The sequence below is a fragment of the Mucilaginibacter segetis genome, assembly GCF_016522075.1.
Taxonomy (GTDB): domain Bacteria; phylum Bacteroidota; class Bacteroidia; order Sphingobacteriales; family Sphingobacteriaceae; genus Mucilaginibacter; species Mucilaginibacter segetis.
Map to the genome: position 1 here is coordinate 573,860 of NZ_JAEHFW010000001.1, position 15,444 is coordinate 589,303.

General features: G+C 35.4%; 18 protein-coding genes. All 18 read right to left on the reverse strand.

Annotated features, from left to right (window positions below; genetic code table 11):
• The 18 genes from I5M19_RS02735 to I5M19_RS02820 all read right to left on the reverse strand — a co-directional run bounded on the left by I5M19_RS02735 (position 1) and on the right by I5M19_RS02820 (position 15,383).
• Positions 1–708 carry a glycosyltransferase family protein gene (locus I5M19_RS02735; protein ID WP_200063774.1) on the reverse strand — a complete coding sequence of 236 codons (708 nt, stop codon included), beginning with the start codon at positions 706–708 and terminating at the stop codon, positions 1–3.
• Positions 699–1,559 (reverse strand): hypothetical protein, encoded by an 861-nt coding sequence (locus I5M19_RS02740; protein WP_200063775.1) that lies wholly within the window; start codon positions 1,557–1,559, stop codon positions 699–701. Before I5M19_RS02740 ends, I5M19_RS02735 begins: the two co-directional genes overlap by 10 nt.
• On the reverse strand, positions 1,537–2,538 hold the full coding sequence (locus I5M19_RS02745) for a glycosyltransferase (protein WP_200063776.1): 1,002 nt from the start codon (positions 2,536–2,538) through the stop codon (positions 1,537–1,539). The genes I5M19_RS02740 and I5M19_RS02745 overlap by 23 nt, the downstream gene beginning before the upstream one ends.
• Positions 2,538–3,083 carry a hypothetical protein gene (locus tag I5M19_RS02750; protein ID WP_200063777.1) on the reverse strand — a complete coding sequence of 182 codons (546 nt, stop codon included), beginning with the start codon at positions 3,081–3,083 and terminating at the stop codon, positions 2,538–2,540. Before I5M19_RS02750 ends, I5M19_RS02745 begins: the two co-directional genes overlap by 1 nt.
• Positions 3,076–3,618: a glycosyltransferase family protein gene (locus I5M19_RS02755; protein ID WP_200063779.1), complete on the reverse strand. Its 543-nt coding sequence runs from the start codon at positions 3,616–3,618 to the stop codon at positions 3,076–3,078. The genes I5M19_RS02750 and I5M19_RS02755 overlap by 8 nt, the downstream gene beginning before the upstream one ends.
• Positions 3,611–4,723, reverse strand: a complete 1,113-nt coding sequence (locus tag I5M19_RS02760) for a DegT/DnrJ/EryC1/StrS family aminotransferase (protein ID WP_235985751.1) — start codon at positions 4,721–4,723, stop codon at positions 3,611–3,613. Before I5M19_RS02760 ends, I5M19_RS02755 begins: the two co-directional genes overlap by 8 nt.
• 1 nt (position 4,724) lies before the next feature.
• On the reverse strand, positions 4,725–5,729 hold the full coding sequence (locus I5M19_RS02765) for a ketoacyl-ACP synthase III (protein WP_200063781.1): 1,005 nt from the start codon (positions 5,727–5,729) through the stop codon (positions 4,725–4,727).
• On the reverse strand, positions 5,730–6,470 hold the full coding sequence (locus I5M19_RS02770) for an SDR family NAD(P)-dependent oxidoreductase (RefSeq protein ID WP_200063783.1): 741 nt from the start codon (positions 6,468–6,470) through the stop codon (positions 5,730–5,732).
• Positions 6,463–7,521: a 3-oxoacyl-ACP synthase III family protein gene (locus I5M19_RS02775; protein ID WP_200063785.1), complete on the reverse strand. Its 1,059-nt coding sequence runs from the start codon at positions 7,519–7,521 to the stop codon at positions 6,463–6,465. Before I5M19_RS02775 ends, I5M19_RS02770 begins: the two co-directional genes overlap by 8 nt.
• Positions 7,522–7,758 (reverse strand): hypothetical protein, encoded by a 237-nt coding sequence (locus tag I5M19_RS02780; RefSeq protein ID WP_200063788.1) that lies wholly within the window; start codon positions 7,756–7,758, stop codon positions 7,522–7,524.
• Positions 7,759–7,764: 6 nt separating this feature from the next.
• Positions 7,765–8,286 (reverse strand): GNAT family N-acetyltransferase, encoded by a 522-nt coding sequence (locus I5M19_RS02785; protein ID WP_200063789.1) that lies wholly within the window; start codon positions 8,284–8,286, stop codon positions 7,765–7,767.
• Positions 8,286–8,708 (reverse strand): sugar 3,4-ketoisomerase, encoded by a 423-nt coding sequence (locus I5M19_RS02790; RefSeq protein ID WP_200063791.1) that lies wholly within the window; start codon positions 8,706–8,708, stop codon positions 8,286–8,288. Before I5M19_RS02790 ends, I5M19_RS02785 begins: the two co-directional genes overlap by 1 nt.
• Positions 8,701–9,099, reverse strand: a complete 399-nt coding sequence (locus I5M19_RS02795) for a sugar 3,4-ketoisomerase (protein WP_200063793.1) — start codon at positions 9,097–9,099, stop codon at positions 8,701–8,703. Before I5M19_RS02795 ends, I5M19_RS02790 begins: the two co-directional genes overlap by 8 nt.
• Positions 9,099–10,367 (reverse strand): ABC transporter ATP-binding protein, encoded by a 1,269-nt coding sequence (locus I5M19_RS02800; protein ID WP_200063795.1) that lies wholly within the window; start codon positions 10,365–10,367, stop codon positions 9,099–9,101. The genes I5M19_RS02795 and I5M19_RS02800 overlap by 1 nt, the downstream gene beginning before the upstream one ends.
• A 3-nt stretch (positions 10,368–10,370) precedes the next feature.
• A complete protein-coding gene (locus tag I5M19_RS18780) occupies positions 10,371–11,555 on the reverse strand; it encodes a glycosyltransferase family 4 protein (protein WP_200063798.1) in 1,185 nt (394 codons plus the stop codon).
• Between the two features lie 92 nt (positions 11,556–11,647).
• The gene (locus I5M19_RS02810) at positions 11,648–12,163 is read right to left on the reverse strand and encodes a UpxY family transcription antiterminator (RefSeq protein ID WP_200063800.1); all 516 of its coding nucleotides are present in this window, start codon (positions 12,161–12,163) and stop codon (positions 11,648–11,650) included.
• A gap of 16 nt (positions 12,164–12,179) precedes the next feature.
• Positions 12,180–14,603, reverse strand: a complete 2,424-nt coding sequence (locus I5M19_RS02815) for a GumC family protein (RefSeq protein ID WP_200063802.1) — start codon at positions 14,601–14,603, stop codon at positions 12,180–12,182.
• Positions 14,604–15,383: a polysaccharide biosynthesis/export family protein gene (locus tag I5M19_RS02820; RefSeq protein ID WP_200063804.1), complete on the reverse strand. Its 780-nt coding sequence runs from the start codon at positions 15,381–15,383 to the stop codon at positions 14,604–14,606. It abuts the gene before it with no gap.
• Positions 15,384–15,444: the final 61 nt, after the last annotated feature.

The window sequence follows — 15,444 nt, forward strand, 5'->3', positions numbered from 1 at the left end:
TTAGAAGTCAGATTTTGATAGGGCGTACATTCTTTTTATATCTATATTTCTATCAGAAGATCTGAGCCTGATATGATATAAAAGATTATTGTTAATGCAATCGACAGTTTGCGAGCCTATATGATATTCTATAAGGTTGTTCGTATAACTTAATCGAAGTGCATTATTATTTATCAATATTTTTTTATCATTCATGAAAACTCCAAAAGCAACATCATCAATAAGCGAATAATCTAAGTTATTTCTATTTGTTACTAAAAGTTCCACCAAGTCTTTGGATAAAAAAAAACCGGAACCGGATGCAAATGGAATTATTTTATTACACAACAGATAATTACCAATAATGCCACAGTAAAACTCTTTTTCAGATTTGTTATTTAGAAAAGCAACAATCTTCTCTAAAGATATATATGATCCAAGGTTAGTCCTGAAGATATATTTATAAGTGAAATTTTTATTTATAAAATCGAAAGCCTGTATTGTTTTTTCAAGGCAATGATAATATCCGTCTTTACATGGTAATATTAAATCTTTTCCATTAAAAATCGGTTTGTTTTTTTTAAAGACTTTTCTCCCGTTATCTGAATAAAAGATTATTAATACATCTGGATGTGCATTTAGTGCCCATGTTTGTTTAATGGCTTTTTCCAATTTTTTATATTTATTGGAGCTGGAACACATTACAAGGATAATTAACTTTACCTCCATCTAAATATATCTGTGATTAATTGTTTCACTTTAAATTGAATTGTAGGTTTTTTAACGATGTTAGAAGACGACTCTAAAATCAATTTCTCCCAATAGTTGAAATCTAAAAGATTCATCGATTTTTTTTTAATGCGGGCATCGTTGATTAGTTGTGAGATTTTATCCTTGTTATACAAATCTTCTATATTATTAAGTATTACAATAGGTAATTTTTCATAAAGTGAATTATATATCGCATAATTACCCGTTTTAATCGTAATCGCTACTCTGTCGCAATATAAAACTTCATATAACCTATGCGTATCTATGCCATTGCCAGCCGGACAAATAGTTGCTTCGTGATTTAATACTTGCTTAATAAATTCGGAATATTTTAGCAAAGGCTCATGCCAAGTAATAAATGTGTTTTTTTTGCACAAATCAGCTATCGGTAATCTGTGTGACTTATTTGTAATTACATTAAAATTTGCGTAAACAAGTTTATTAGGTTTAAAAGTTTGTTGTACTTTAATTACATCATTCAACAACTTGATTTTTTCTCTCGCATGAGGCCAAGCAACTCCATGGCCTGTTCTTTTATTTGTAAATGTGTTTTCTAACCCAATTGGAATTGAGGTTAATCTATCATTAAAAACTTCATTATTTTGACAATACCAATGTAAAATATTTTCTGGCATTTTAGATGATAACTGTATATCCACAGGGTCATCACTATTACCCGATATTAAGATTACATTATTTTTAATTTCGGCTATTTTTTTAAATTCAGACTTTAATAATTCAGTTTTACAAAAGATTATATCGCTACCATTATGTAAAGTGCCAAACTTATTTAATTGTATTAAGGACACTGGCTAATATTCTATGTAACTCATTGTGGTGTTCAATTATTCTTTCCCTATTTTCTCGTAGCCCAGCAAAAGTTCCCAGAACTGCGTGATAGTTAATTTTTTCTTTAAATGTTAAGGGCTTTTTCACAAAAAAACATTTAACCTTTTGCTTCAGAAAAGTTTTTGCTGTAATCCAATACCACCCATTTATTATTTTTTCTATCTGGCGTTCATCGTGATTTAAAATAGGATAATAACTGTTCAGCAACACATTAGTATAGCTTTGCCAGTAATGTAAGTTAAGTATATAGTTTATATTTTGCCTTTTAATTGGCACAAAATGTTTAAACAACAATTTGTCATCAGAAATGATCTTATAACCTAAAAGATAGATCATGAAACAGATCTCTACATCTTCGCCAGATATCAGCTTGTTACCTAATCTTCCCGTTGTAATTTGCCGCCAATTTTCTTTCCTTAAAGTAATAAATATACTTTTTCTATAAACCGATCCTGCTCCGTAAACCCAGTGCTCAGTTTTAGCCCATGTTTGAGGGCCGTTTACATAAGCTATTTTATGTGTTTCTACTTCGAACCAAGCAGGTTGTTCAGGCTCAAATATTCCGCATCCGCCAACTGCGCCAATTTGAGGGTCAGAGGTCATTATTTCATATGATTTTGAAATATAATCGTTATAAAGCCAGTTGTCGTCATCGCAAAAAAGCATATATTCATATTGAGCATTTTCAATTCCTTTTTCGCGCGCATAGCTTAATCCTGCAACAGGTTGCTTAATAACTCTAAATTTAACTTGCTTGCTGTATTTATTCCACTCCTGATCAGCAATTACCCCAGTATTATCAGTGGAAGCATTATCGATCACAATAATTTCCCACGGAATATGTGAGGGTACACGCTGCAAAGCCAGGTGTTTTATTGTTTGGGGTAAACGCTCGGCACTGTTGTAGCAACAAACAATTACAGATACACCTAACTGCATTACGGCTTTATAAAGGATAATAAGGTTCGTTTATCATTATTACTTAATCTGAAAGTATCTTTCAGTCTCTCATTACTTTTAATAATTTCTGCATCAACGGCAGGTTTTTCTGAAATGAGCCGTTTTATAAGGGATATAAATTCTTTAAGATCAGCACATAAATTAATGGGTTTGTCTTTAATGCTTTCTATATATTGACTGTCAGCATTATAAAATATTGCCTTGAGATTATTTTTTATAGCTTCTAAGGCTGAGTACCCCATAAAATCAGCTATTGTGAAATTTACAAAATAACCCGATTTTATATCTTCACTAAGGTCATCAATTAGAATAGCCTTTTTCGTGAATGAAATATTTGATGAAATGCCTAAATGTTGTGCAAGTGCTAAAGTTTCAAAATATAGACTTTCATTTCCTATGGGGCCGACAAACAATATATTTACTTGTGTGATTTGTTCTTGCTTTAATTGATGAAGGGCGTATAGCAAATCACCAAAGGAGTTTTTATCCTTATCTACCCGGGCGATTACATTAAGCTTAATCATTTATAAATAACTTGAATAAACGGAGGTTGCATTTTAATGCATGCCCGTAGTGAGCTATAAGTTCATTAATCTGATATCGGTTAATGCAAACTATGGTATCGCGTTCGTCATCGAAATAACTTGATGGAAAGTCATAAGTGCCATTCGTGCATTGGATAGCATTGGTAACATGCCAAAAAAAGCGATGTTTATGTTTTAATAATGCTTTTATCTGATAAAGATTATACAAACCCATTAGATGAACACTTTCATAAAAGTTATTGGTGAAAAATTTCAATAATAATACCCAGTATATAGAGCGCAACATTTTGAATGGGGCTCTTAAATGTTTAATGTTGTGTAATCTGGTTCGAACCACATTTACCTTTATTTCCTTATATATTTTATCATAATATTCCACCTTGTAATTATCCAGAATTAAAATTGTTGGCTCAATATTATTTTGACGTGCAAACACAACTAATTCATAAATTAACTTTTCTGCACCGCCTATAGTTAATAAATTACTAACTATCAATATTCGGGACTTAGGCATAAAACTTTTTAATACGATCGCAGATATATAATATGTCGCTGTTTTTCATGCCTGGATATAATGGCAAACTTAGAATGGTATTTGCTAACTTTTCAGCTATAGGAAACGCTCCTTTTTTATACCCTAAATGTTTGTAAGCGTTTTGTAAATGTGGCGGAATGGGGTAATGTATAGCAGTGTCAATACCGTTATTGTATAGGTGTTGTTGTAATTTGTCTCGTTGCTCAGTTCTGATCACGAATAAGTGATAAACATGGTCTGCCCTGGGTGCTATATCGGGCAAACGCATATCGCCAATGTTTTTTAATTGTTCGTGGTAAATATTGGCTAATGCCTTCCTTTCTATAGTCCAGGTTGCTATGTGATTTAATTTTACAGCAAGAAATGCCGCTTGTAATTCGTCGAGGCGGGAGTTTAAACCAATTACCTGATTATTGTATTTACTTTCGGAACCATAGTTGCGCAGCAGCCTGGCTTTTTCGGCAAGTATGGGATTATTTGTAGTTATAGCCCCTGCATCTCCTAATGCTCCAAGATTTTTTGTAGGATAGAAGCTTGTAGCGTTAATATCGCCAAAGCTACCTGTTAATTGGCCTTGATAAGTGCAACCATGCGCCTGGGCATTATCTTCAATTACATATAACTTATTTTTTTTTGCAATTTCCATTATGGCATCCATTTCACACGCCTGCCCATATAAATGTACGGGCATTATAGCTTTTGTTTTATTAGTAATTGAATTCCATAGTTTCTGCGGATCTAAATTGTATGTATTAATATCGGGTTCAACAGGTACAATTTTTGCCCCTGTATTTGATATGGCCAGCCACGAAGCTATAAAGGTGTTCGATGGTACAATCACTTCATCATCAGGACCAATATTTAATGTTTTTAAGGATATGGTTAAAGCGTCAAGGCCGTTTGCCACGCCAATACAATGTGCCACTTCATTATATTCAGCATATTTCTTTTCAAAGGCATCAAGTTCATTACCTAGGATATACCATTTTTTCTGATAAACCCTTTCGAAAGTCTCCATTATCTCCTTATTGATCAAATTATTTTGAGCATCAAAGGAAAAGAATGGGATAGTTAGTTTACTCAAATCAATTAAAGGATATAATTGTGGCTCCCCAGGAGTATCCTACACCAAACCCGGCCAGTAACCATTTTTCGTTTGATGCTGCTGGTTTTTCTGTTATAGCCTCATAAAGAGCTATAGGAATTGATGAAGATACTGTATTGCCAACATTAGCCATGTGGATATAAAAACTTTCAACCGGAATATCCATTTTTTTTCGTAGATGTTCCAGCATATACTTGTTTGCCTGATGTAGGATAAACTGACCGACATCTGCTTTTTTCAAATGGTTTTTAATAAGTGTGCTATCAATAAGCACCGGAACCTCTTGGGACGTAAAGGCAAATATTTCCGGCCCATCCATATGTAAATCTCCTGGCGATTGTTCGTTTCCGTAAGCATCTTTTTTGACATCCACGTTTTTTTCAGGATTTCGGAGTGCACCATTTTTAACTATCAGTTTGTCAGCTCCTTTTCCATCTGTACCCAACTCAAATTCTCCTATATAGGCAAAACCGTCGGTGCTAATCAATGTAGCGGAAGCAGCATCTCCAAAAATTGTACGGTTTCCCTTATCCTTAGCGTTTATGAATTTTGAATAGGTATCAGCAGTGAGTAATAATATGTTTTTAGCTATTCCTGCAACTATCAGCCCCTTAGCCAAACCAAGACCATAAACATATCCCGAGCATCCTAAATTAAAATCAAGAGCACCTGCTTTTACCGGGATATTCAACTTGTCTTGTATTATACAAGCTGCAGATGGTAAAAAATAATCAGGACTTTGGGTGCAGTATAAGATAAAATCGATATCCGTTGGTGCGGTATCATGCTCTTTAAATAATTTCTTTGCTGCTGCAATTGCCATATCCGACGCAAACTCATTTTCAGCAGCGATGTGTCTGGTATCAATACCTATTTTACCAGCAATTTTTTCAACCCCCCATTCTGGAAATAGTGCTGATAATTCTGAATTGTTCAATTCCTTTTGTGGCAGATAGTAGGAAACGGCTTTAATAAAGGCCTGCATTTATCTGATTATAAAGCCTCCGTCAATAACCAATGTGCTGCCTGTAACCCATTTACTCGCATCAGATAACAAATAAACGGCTCCATTTGCTACGTCTGCAGGTTCACCATAACCTAACGGATATTTCTTTTCGTCCTCCTTCATCTGCTCATCTGTAAAGGTGTCATCATCAATTAATGCAGTCCTTATCATACCCGGTGAAATATTATTAACCCGGATTTTTTGCGGTGCAAGTTCTATCGCTATTACTTTTTGGATGGCATTCATAGCCCCTTTTGAGGCACTGTACATAGAATTACCTATCGATCCTATGTAGTTACCGGCTATGGAAGATATAAATACCACCGAACCTTTTTTATTGAGCTTTTTAGCTCGCAGAAGTTTATTCACCAAAAAAGAAGGCGAAATAAAATTAGTTTGGAAGATGGCATCTAAATCAGTTTTATTTACAAATTTAAAAGGCAGTGCTTTTATTATCCCGGCAGAAAGTACCACACCATCTAAATTAGGAAGTTGCTCAACTATATCATTCAATTCCTGTTCAATCGTCAGGTCGGCTATATATTTTTTGCCGGGTATTTCCAACAGATCAAACACTTCGGACAGCCTTTGATCATTTCTACCGGTAATATAGGTTTCGGCTCCCATAGCTGATGCCGAAATAGCGATTTGTCGCCCTATGCCCGATGATGCACCTGTGACCAAAACTTTTTTGCCTTTTAATGAGAAAGGATTATTCATAATATATTAAATCTGGTATAACTAGAAGCTCAGTGGTACATTGCATTGTTGCCCATGACAAACCGACGCCAAAACCGCAGGTTATTATGCTGTTTACCCCGCTTCTTAATTTATGCGCCGTTTCTGTAACCATAGTAAGCGGAATACTAGCACTGCTGGTATTACCGAAGTTTTTTAATGAATAGGGAACTTTTTCTTCAGGTAATTTAAGCTTTTTTCTGATGCGTTCATTCATCATCATATTTGCCTGATGAAAATAAAAATGATCTACCGACTCTTTAGCTATATCAAACTTTTCCAATAACTTATTTACAGTATCCGGTGCTTTCGATATACCAAAAGAAAAAACATCCATACCATCAAGCCATAATTGAACATCGCTGCGGCAGATGCCTTGTTCAAGCTGATGTTCCTTTAAGGATTCATGTGTGATTTTGTTCCGATGACCACCTGCTGGTATTATAATTGATTTATATCCGCTGCCATCACTTGAAAGATGAAATTTCATTCCTTCGGCTCCATTACAATATTCCAATGCGGTTACTGTGCCGGCGTCGCCAAATAATGGGTAAGTGCTTTTGTCATTTTTTGAACAAGATATGGACGATACATCTCCAACGCAAAGAAGGGCTTTTTTTATCATTCCATTTTGCATGTAGCTGCCAAGTGTACTTAATCCGTAAACATATCCGGAACAACCCAATGAGATGTCAATTGTAAAACAATTTTGCGAAAGACCTAACCTGTCTTGTAATATGGGAGATGTAGCAGGTACAAGGTAGTCTGGTGATTGTGTAACTATTATTAGTCCTTCAATATCTGCCTTATCCCAATTTAATTCTTTAATCAGTTTTTCAGCCGCTGCGAAGCACAGGTCGGACATACAAGTTCCGGGTGTAATAATATGTCTTCTTTCTACTCCTGTAGTTTTAATTAACTTATCTATATCAAGAGTAGGAATGTCAACTAAATCTATATTTTCTTCTATAGTTGAGGGTACACATGCTGAAATGCCACGTATAATAACATTTTTTAAATCTAAAAATGCCATTTATACGGTCGATTTAGAAAATACTATATTGTAAATGTCTTGAATTGTTTGTGATTTTCTGATGTCGTCACCGGTTAGTCTTACTGAATAACTATCATCAACCATTGCTATTATAGAAAGTGCTGTCATAGAGCTCCATTCCTCATTTTCTTTAAATAAAGTTTCGGAGGTAAAGCCCGATGTATCAATATCATCATATTGATCTGCTAATTCGCTTATAAATTTTTCGATATCCATTGTGTGTTATATTATACTTTTTAAGAAATTGTATTTACGTAAGGCGTTCTCTTCATCTATTGTAAAATAATAATTGAGATCATCCTCGCCTATCACAGTTGAAAACATTTTGTGATAACGTAAAACCTTTTTATTTTTTTTTCTTACATCAAATACACATTTTTTGCCTTTCAATTCTTCTGCTGCAAAATCCGAAATAAAAAGATCTGATTTTATACTGAGAAATTCATCAGATCCGGGTTTTGCAAGCCAACTACCACTAGTGTATGTGTCATCATTAATATCATACAATCTAACTACTCCTGATGGTTGATGATTTTCATCCTCAAATAAAAAATAATACTCTTTCTGACTTTTTTCCCGGGTTTTGTACTCCCTTATCCATTCAACTTGTTTTTGCAAATCATCGTCTGTAGATGTGAGGTGCCGTGCCAGGTTCTTATTTGTTCGCAGATCCAATATAAAAGCGGCATCGGTTTCTTCAACCAGTCTAAAAAATAAGCCATACTTATAAACAGGGAATCGCATTATTGTGCTTTATACTCTTTAAATATGACGTAATCTCTTATATAATCACTTTCGTTATATAATTCCGAAGCCAGCACCAGACAAATAGCACCTGATGAAAAATTTGATATATCCCGCCATATCCCAGGTTTAATATGCAATCCTAAATAGGGACGATTTAACTGTACGGTTTTTTTATTGACACCGTCGTCAACAGTAATATCAAAACTGCCGCTGGCAGCTACAATAAACTGCTCCAAATTTCTATGTCCGTGGGCTGCTCTTGATTCACCACCGGGTATATCATATAAATAGTAAACCCGCTTTACAGCAAATGGTACATGGATGTTATTTTCAACGGGTGTAATATTACCTGCGCGATTGTGTATTCTGCTCAAATGAATAATATTACAATCAAAAACTGTACTTTTTGCGCTATCCATTTTTTATTCGGGTGAATTTTTCAAAATTCCGGATGTAGTCGTTTTCGTCATAATTCTGATCAGCCAATATCATCGCAAGTGAATTGGTAGAAAAGTTTTCCAATTCACGCCACATCATCTTCGGAATATATAAACCATAATACGACCGGTTTAAATGAAATCTTATTTCCTTATCTCCATCATGCAAAACCACATCAAAACTCCCGCTTAATGCAACAATAAACTCCTGTAGATTGCCATAAGCATGTCCACCGCGCCGTTCGCCCCCCGGTACGTCATATATCCAGTACGTGCGTTCAATGCTGAAAGGGATATGATTATTTTCCTCGATAAATGACAAGTTTCCCCTGTCATCTAAAAACTTGGGTAAATGTATAATTCGAGGCTCCATTAAGAATATTGAAAATCTACTTTATAATTCAGATACGGCCTTATAATACCAGGCGCAATGAAACTATTGCTTCCCGCACTCTCATTCAATACCTCGAATTTTATAAATTCCGTTATAGAAAATAATTCATATCGCTGATTTTCGCCAAAAATTATTTTAAAAGAATATTTCCCGGTGTTAAGTAAATTAGGAGGTAGTGTTCCTGTTACAGTATAGACCCCTTTTTTAGCATCATTGTTTGTGCTGATTAATACACCCTGATGAAATACTACCACATCGTCGCCATTTTTTAATTCAAAAGTGGCATCTAAATTTATATTAGGTTTATAATTATAAAAAACCAAGGTGAAATACGCCCCGGTTGATATAAAAATAGTTTCACCCGATATGGGAGTTACTTTAAAACTCTTAATGCGAATGTTATCATTACCCGGAGCTGTATCATATTTACCCTGGTGTTCAAAAACAGAAGGGAGATTATTATTTAATTGATAAAAGTTAACAGCATTCAGCTGATTACCCTGATATACTAATCGGCCATTATCTAAAACAAGCGCTCGCTTGCAAAGTGATTTTATTGCAGCCATGTTGTGGCTTACAAATAATACTGTACGACCTTCGTTTTTGGTTACATCGCCAATTTTACCTAAGCATTTTCGTTGAAATTCAGCATCGCCGACTGCTAAAACCTCATCAACAATTAATATCTCAGATTCCAGGTGGGCAGCTACCGCGAATGCAAGCCGTACATACATGCCACTACTATATCGTTTTACAGGAGTTTCAATATATCTTTCAACACCCGAAAAGTCAACTATCTCATCAAGTTTCCTTTTTATTTCGGCTTTACGCATACCCAGTATAGCCCCGTTCAAAAATATATTCTCACGACCGGTAAGTTCAGGATGGAAACCGGTGCCCACCTCCAATAAGCTTGCAACCCTTCCCCTTAAATTTATCACGCCGGTTGTAGGTGCGGTAATTCTGCTCAATATTTTTAAGAGGGTGCTTTTGCCGGCACCATTTTTACCTATTATTCCAACGGCTTCACCTTGCTCAATCTCAAAATTGATATCTTTTAAACTCCATACAACATTGCTTTCTCCCTTGCTGGTTCGATCGTTTGTTTCACCTATTTGTAAAAACGGATCTTCTTTACCGCGTACGCGTGCCCAATAACGTTCAAAATCTCTGGATATAGTGCCCGTGCCAAACGTGCCTAATTGATAAGCTTTAGAAAGATCGGTTGCTTTAACGGCTACTTTCATTTATTAATCAGCTGTTGCCAATAGCTTTTGTATATTTTGTACGTACATTTCTTCACTGAAATATTGAAGACATTTTTGCTGTAATTTTTTACGCTCAGCCGGGGTTATCGAATCAGTCAGTAATTCATCAATGCTGTTTTCCAATTCGTCAATATCATCGGGGTTAATGGCCTTACCTAATTCACCATCTTTAATGGCATCCATACTTCCATCGGCATTGCCGCATATTATACGTAAGCCGCGAGCCAATGCCTCAATAAACACAAGGCCAAATCCTTCTTTTTTACTGGGTAATACAAACAGGTCGGCCAGTAAAAAGTATTCGTTTAGTTCATCTTCAGGAATAAATCCAGTTAAAATAATCTGATTGTTTACCCCTACATCATTAACGAGGTTTGTAATACGAGTTTCTTCTTCTGCACTGTATTGTCCTGATAGGATATATTTAATTTCCGGAAATTTTTCTTTCAATCGACTAATAGCAATTATTACATTATCGTAACCTTTGAATAGCTCGTTAGAAGTTATGCGGGTTAAAGTGAAAATTACAGGCGTTGCTGGCTTTAACTTAAACTTTTTCAGAAGGTGATCAGGCTTAGTAAAATTGTCAGGTATATTAATAAACGGATCTAAAGAATTGTTTAAAACATAACATACTTTCGCATTTACTTTATGTCTGTCTATCATTTGCGTTTTTGTAAAACGGCTAACACAAGTTATTTTATCGCAATAATTTAATAGTAGCTTTTTATGAAACTGCAGGGGGTTCCAAACTTCTATGCCATGTGCCACGAGCCATATGTTACATTTAGGTTTTAGTAATTTTATTAGTAAACCCAGGCTGGCCAGGTTAATATGAGTTAAAATTACGGTGTCTTTTTTATGGATAGCTTTTATAGTTTCTATAAAAAACCTGAAGCGATTTTTACCAAACCCCGCAAAGTTTTTAGGGGCAATATATTGTTCCATCAAATTGCTTTCGTCATCGTATAACGAAATTGCTTTAAAATCGCGATCAGTGTTTTTAGCAGCGATGTTTAAGGCATGGGCAAGTGTGCGGGTCATTTTTTGTACACCACCGGTTGTACCGAAGCTTTGTAATAATAAAAGAACAATTTTGCCCTTAGCAACAGAGGCCGCTTTTTTAATTGCGATGTTTTTAGTTTTTATTTGTTCAGCTATTTCCACAGCTTCGCCTCGTAAGTCACATTGATATTATGTAACTAACTAATTATCAGTAGTATATATGATGATATAATAATTATATCAACCGGAATATGTTATAATCTGCCAACATAAGAGGCAGCTACATTAACAATTATTGAGCATCCCAAACTTTCTAATCGTAATATTAATTGTTTTTGTGAACGATAAGCTATCATTTCACCATTAATTCCTTTAAGCGGACCAGCCTTTATCCTGATTTTTTCTCCCGGTGCTAAATTTTCTTCAGTAACTTCCAGCTCTAATGAGCTTGACAACAGTAATTTAAGTTCTTCTATCTGGCTGTCAGGCATTGCTGTTATTTGCCCCGAAAAATAAATGAACCGGGCGATGCCTTTTGTCATTAGTACATCTGTCTGCTCATGATGTGGAATGTGTACAAATAAATAAGATTTTATTAGTGGTTCTTCAACCCACTTTTTACGGTCACTCCATTGCTTTAAACGACGTTGAAGCGGCAAGTAAGCTTCAATTCCTTTTTTTAATAAAGCGGTATGGGCTTTTTTTTCGGCACGTGGATGAGTGTAAACCGGATACCATTTACGGGTATCTGTATTTATTTTAACATTCATTTATAATCAAGCGCAATTACTTTTTGAACCATCTGTTAATATTCCACCATTTTTTCGCTTCATTATCTACATAATATCCTGATGCTTCATAACCACTATAATCAGAGTAATAATAATATTTTGAATTATAATCTCCCGTAAACTTGGTCGTATAATATCTGGAATGTAAAAGATCTTCCGAATAAGCGTTAAGAACTATTACCGTATTGTTTAACTGGTATTCCTGCGCTATACGCTGCGGAACAGTAGCAGCATATAACTTAGACTTTCCGGAACGTATAACAAATATATTAATATCACTTATCCTGATAAGTGGTATGGCGTCAGACACTAAGCCGATAGGTGCAGTATCAATCATGATCACGTCGTACCTTGTATTAAGTTCTTTTATTAATTCCTTCATACGGTCGTTATGCAAAAGCTCCGATGGGTTTGGCGGCACTGGGCCGGAAACTATGAAATCAAGGTTTTTTTGAGAAGAGTGTAATATGATATTGTCTATGGATGTTTGATGGGAAAGATAAGTGCTTAGGCCATTATCATTTGGTACATTAAAAGTTTTATGTAGCCTTGAGCGTCGCAGGTCAGCGGCTATTAAAATAACTTTTTTATCAATTAAAGATAAGGTACTGGATAAATTCACCGCTACAAATGATTTACCCTCGCCGGCTACCTCTGATGTAATGCATATTACTTTACTCTGTTTTTCAGATGCAATAAAATTAAGATTTGTACGTACCGAACGTACTGATTCCGCAAAAATGGATTTGGGTTTGCTTAGCGCTAAAACCTGGTTGTTGTCCTCGTCTATCGGTTCCGGGAATTTTCTTATTACACCAATTATAGGAATGTTAGTAATGCTTTCAATGGTTTCCTTATCATAGATGTAAGGATTTATCACCCGCAAAAAAATTATAATACCCAGGCCGGTAAGCAATCCGAAAATTATGGCAGAACGTTGTATATCATGCTCGTTAGGTGATATGGGCCAATAATTTGGTTGTGCAGTATCAATAATAGTTGCTCCGGGTAAAATACCCGAGCGGCTTATTTGTGCTTCAAGTTTTTTCTCGGATAAAAACGAATAAACCTTTTCATTTATTTCAAAATCACGCCTCAGGCTAATTAAATCACGTTCGGCAACTGGTAAAACAGATATCTGTTTATTAACTTCGGAAAGTTGAGCATCCAGATAACCCAAGTCTCTTTTTACATTGTTGTAGGATGCATTTAAGTTATTTAATGCATTGTTTTTTATTTGAAGTATAGACTGGTTGATGTCCTGAACGGGTTGTGAGCCGGGTGTATATGTTTTTAATAACTGGGTACGTTGTTGCAGTAAGTTATCTAAAGAAGTAATAAGTGTAGATAGTGAAGGGTCAATTTGCCCGTCGCCTGCGTTAAAATTTAAGTTTACATTATTTTTTTCTTTACTTATTTGCTGTTTAAGCTGGTCAATTGCAATAAGCTGCAAATTTAATATGGATTTTTTTGATTCCAGTTCTTTAGCCTGTGATAAAGCTGCATCTGCGGCCGAGCTAACTTCCATTAGCTTATTTTTCTGTTTAAAATCCTGGATGGATTTTTCCGATCCCTTAACCTCTGTAGACAGATACTTTAGCTGATCATCAATAAAATCAATCATTTGAGTTGCCGACTGGGTTTTACGGTTACGATCGTAAATTAAGTACTCCCTCATTATAGCATTCAACACATCCGCGGCAAATTTGGGGTTTGCGTCAGTAAGCTGTAAAGCAATAATATTTGAATTTCTTGCGGTTTCGGCAGTTTGTAAACCACCCCTCACGCGACCAATAAAATCTTCAGGACTGTTGAATTTAAATAAATAAACAGCGTCTTTATTCAAATCGCCCGGATTGTTTATATTGAAGGTAGTGGGGCCAATGTTAACGGGTTCATTAAACTGGTAATTTTTAGCTACTTCCTTACCGTTTAAGGTATAAGTAAGGTTAAATGTGCTTTTATTAACCGGCCTGAAAGTTATTATATCATGGTAAAAGTTAGTGCTGTCAAACTCAACCTTTTGTATATTAAGTGGCTTTTGCGGATAGATCTCACTCGTACGCACACGCCCTTCTATATAAAAGCTTATTTGATAGTCAAGGTCTTTTATTGCGGCCAAAATAACCGGCTGACTTTGTATTACCGAGGTTTCACTCTGTATCCGGGATGCACCCCTTTCAGAACCTGAGATAATATTTGACAGATCAGCAATTTCCGATCTTCGTTCCTCCAGTTTTAAGGTACCACCGGTAGCATATATTTTTGGTGTATACCATAAATAAACATTCGACCATATTAAAAAAACAGCAAGCGAACCAACTATCCAATACCATCGGCTGAATATTATTTTGCCGATTTTAAAATAGTCAATTTCCTGATTAGGCAGCCTCTTATGTGTTTTTTCAGTTTCTTCCATCTATAATCGGCTAAGCGTAAATATTAATACCGCTGTATTCAGAATTATTAATCCAGGCTGTATAAAAGTATTTATGTCGCGTAGTTTATCCGTCCGTACGGCTCTTTTGTTTTGGGCTATATATATAATATCACCATTTTGTAATATAGCATTTGGATCAGTAATGGAATTAATGTTGCTAAGGTCTATTTCGGTTACCTTTTTATTTGTTGCGGTGCCACGAATGATTTTTATATTCTTTTCATTAGCATTAGCCGTCAGGCCGCCTGCTTCCCCTATAATTTCGACCAAAGTAGTTCTATCTTTTAATAATGGAAAATTACCCTGCTGGTTTATTTCGCCTAAGATGGTCACTTTCAGATTAACTATTTTTAACTCAATTATAGGATTCTTAAGTAAATTTTTACGGTAAAGGTCTTCAATTTTTTTGGTCGCTTCTATACGTGTTAAACCGGCGATGGCTACGTGACCAATAACAGGCAATGCTACAGTTCCGTCGTCTTCGACCTGGAAATTCTGACCTTCGGAACCCGATCCGCCCCCGGTTCCTTTATCTGTAGGCACTTCATTAACTATGTAATTAATATCCTGCAGGTTTCTTATATGTAAAACATCCTGTGGTTTAATATGGTAACTCTCACCATCAGTAGGGGCTGATTCTACAGAAGGGTTAGGCATAGCAATATTGTTTTTTTGAAAAAGCAATTGGTTTTGCTTGTAAGAGCACGAACTATTCAACACCATTAAACTAACAATACAAAGAAAAAATATAGTTCGCATATATAAGCGGCTACCTGATGTTTTTATTAAATTATGTAGCGATTTCAAATTTACATATTTT

Coding starts and splice junctions, on each gene's coding strand:
- I5M19_RS02800 (WP_200063795.1), bottom strand. CDS start 10,367: ATGAAAGTAGCCGTTAAAGCAACCGATCTTTCTAAAGCTTATCAATTA.
- I5M19_RS02780 (WP_200063788.1), bottom strand. CDS start 7,758: ATGGATATCGAAAAATTTATAAGCGAATTAGCAGATCAATATGATGAT.
- I5M19_RS02770 (WP_200063783.1), bottom strand. CDS start 6,470: ATGAATAATCCTTTCTCATTAAAAGGCAAAAAAGTTTTGGTCACAGGT.
- I5M19_RS02735 (WP_200063774.1), bottom strand. CDS start 708: ATGGAGGTAAAGTTAATTATCCTTGTAATGTGTTCCAGCTCCAATAAA.
- I5M19_RS02795 (WP_200063793.1), bottom strand. CDS start 9,099: ATGGAGCCTCGAATTATACATTTACCCAAGTTTTTAGATGACAGGGGA.
- I5M19_RS02820 (WP_200063804.1), bottom strand. CDS start 15,383: ATGCGAACTATATTTTTTCTTTGTATTGTTAGTTTAATGGTGTTGAAT.
- I5M19_RS02775 (WP_200063785.1), bottom strand. CDS start 7,521: ATGGCATTTTTAGATTTAAAAAATGTTATTATACGTGGCATTTCAGCA.
- I5M19_RS02790 (WP_200063791.1), bottom strand. CDS start 8,708: ATGGATAGCGCAAAAAGTACAGTTTTTGATTGTAATATTATTCATTTG.
- I5M19_RS02755 (WP_200063779.1), bottom strand. CDS start 3,618: ATGCCTAAGTCCCGAATATTGATAGTTAGTAATTTATTAACTATAGGC.
- I5M19_RS02765 (WP_200063781.1), bottom strand. CDS start 5,729: ATGCAGGCCTTTATTAAAGCCGTTTCCTACTATCTGCCACAAAAGGAA.
- I5M19_RS02810 (WP_200063800.1), bottom strand. CDS start 12,163: ATGAATGTTAAAATAAATACAGATACCCGTAAATGGTATCCGGTTTAC.
- I5M19_RS02750 (WP_200063777.1), bottom strand. CDS start 3,083: ATGATTAAGCTTAATGTAATCGCCCGGGTAGATAAGGATAAAAACTCC.
- I5M19_RS02785 (WP_200063789.1), bottom strand. CDS start 8,286: ATGCGATTCCCTGTTTATAAGTATGGCTTATTTTTTAGACTGGTTGAA.
- I5M19_RS02815 (WP_200063802.1), bottom strand. CDS start 14,603: ATGGAAGAAACTGAAAAAACACATAAGAGGCTGCCTAATCAGGAAATT.
- I5M19_RS02745 (WP_200063776.1), bottom strand. CDS start 2,538: ATGCAGTTAGGTGTATCTGTAATTGTTTGTTGCTACAACAGTGCCGAG.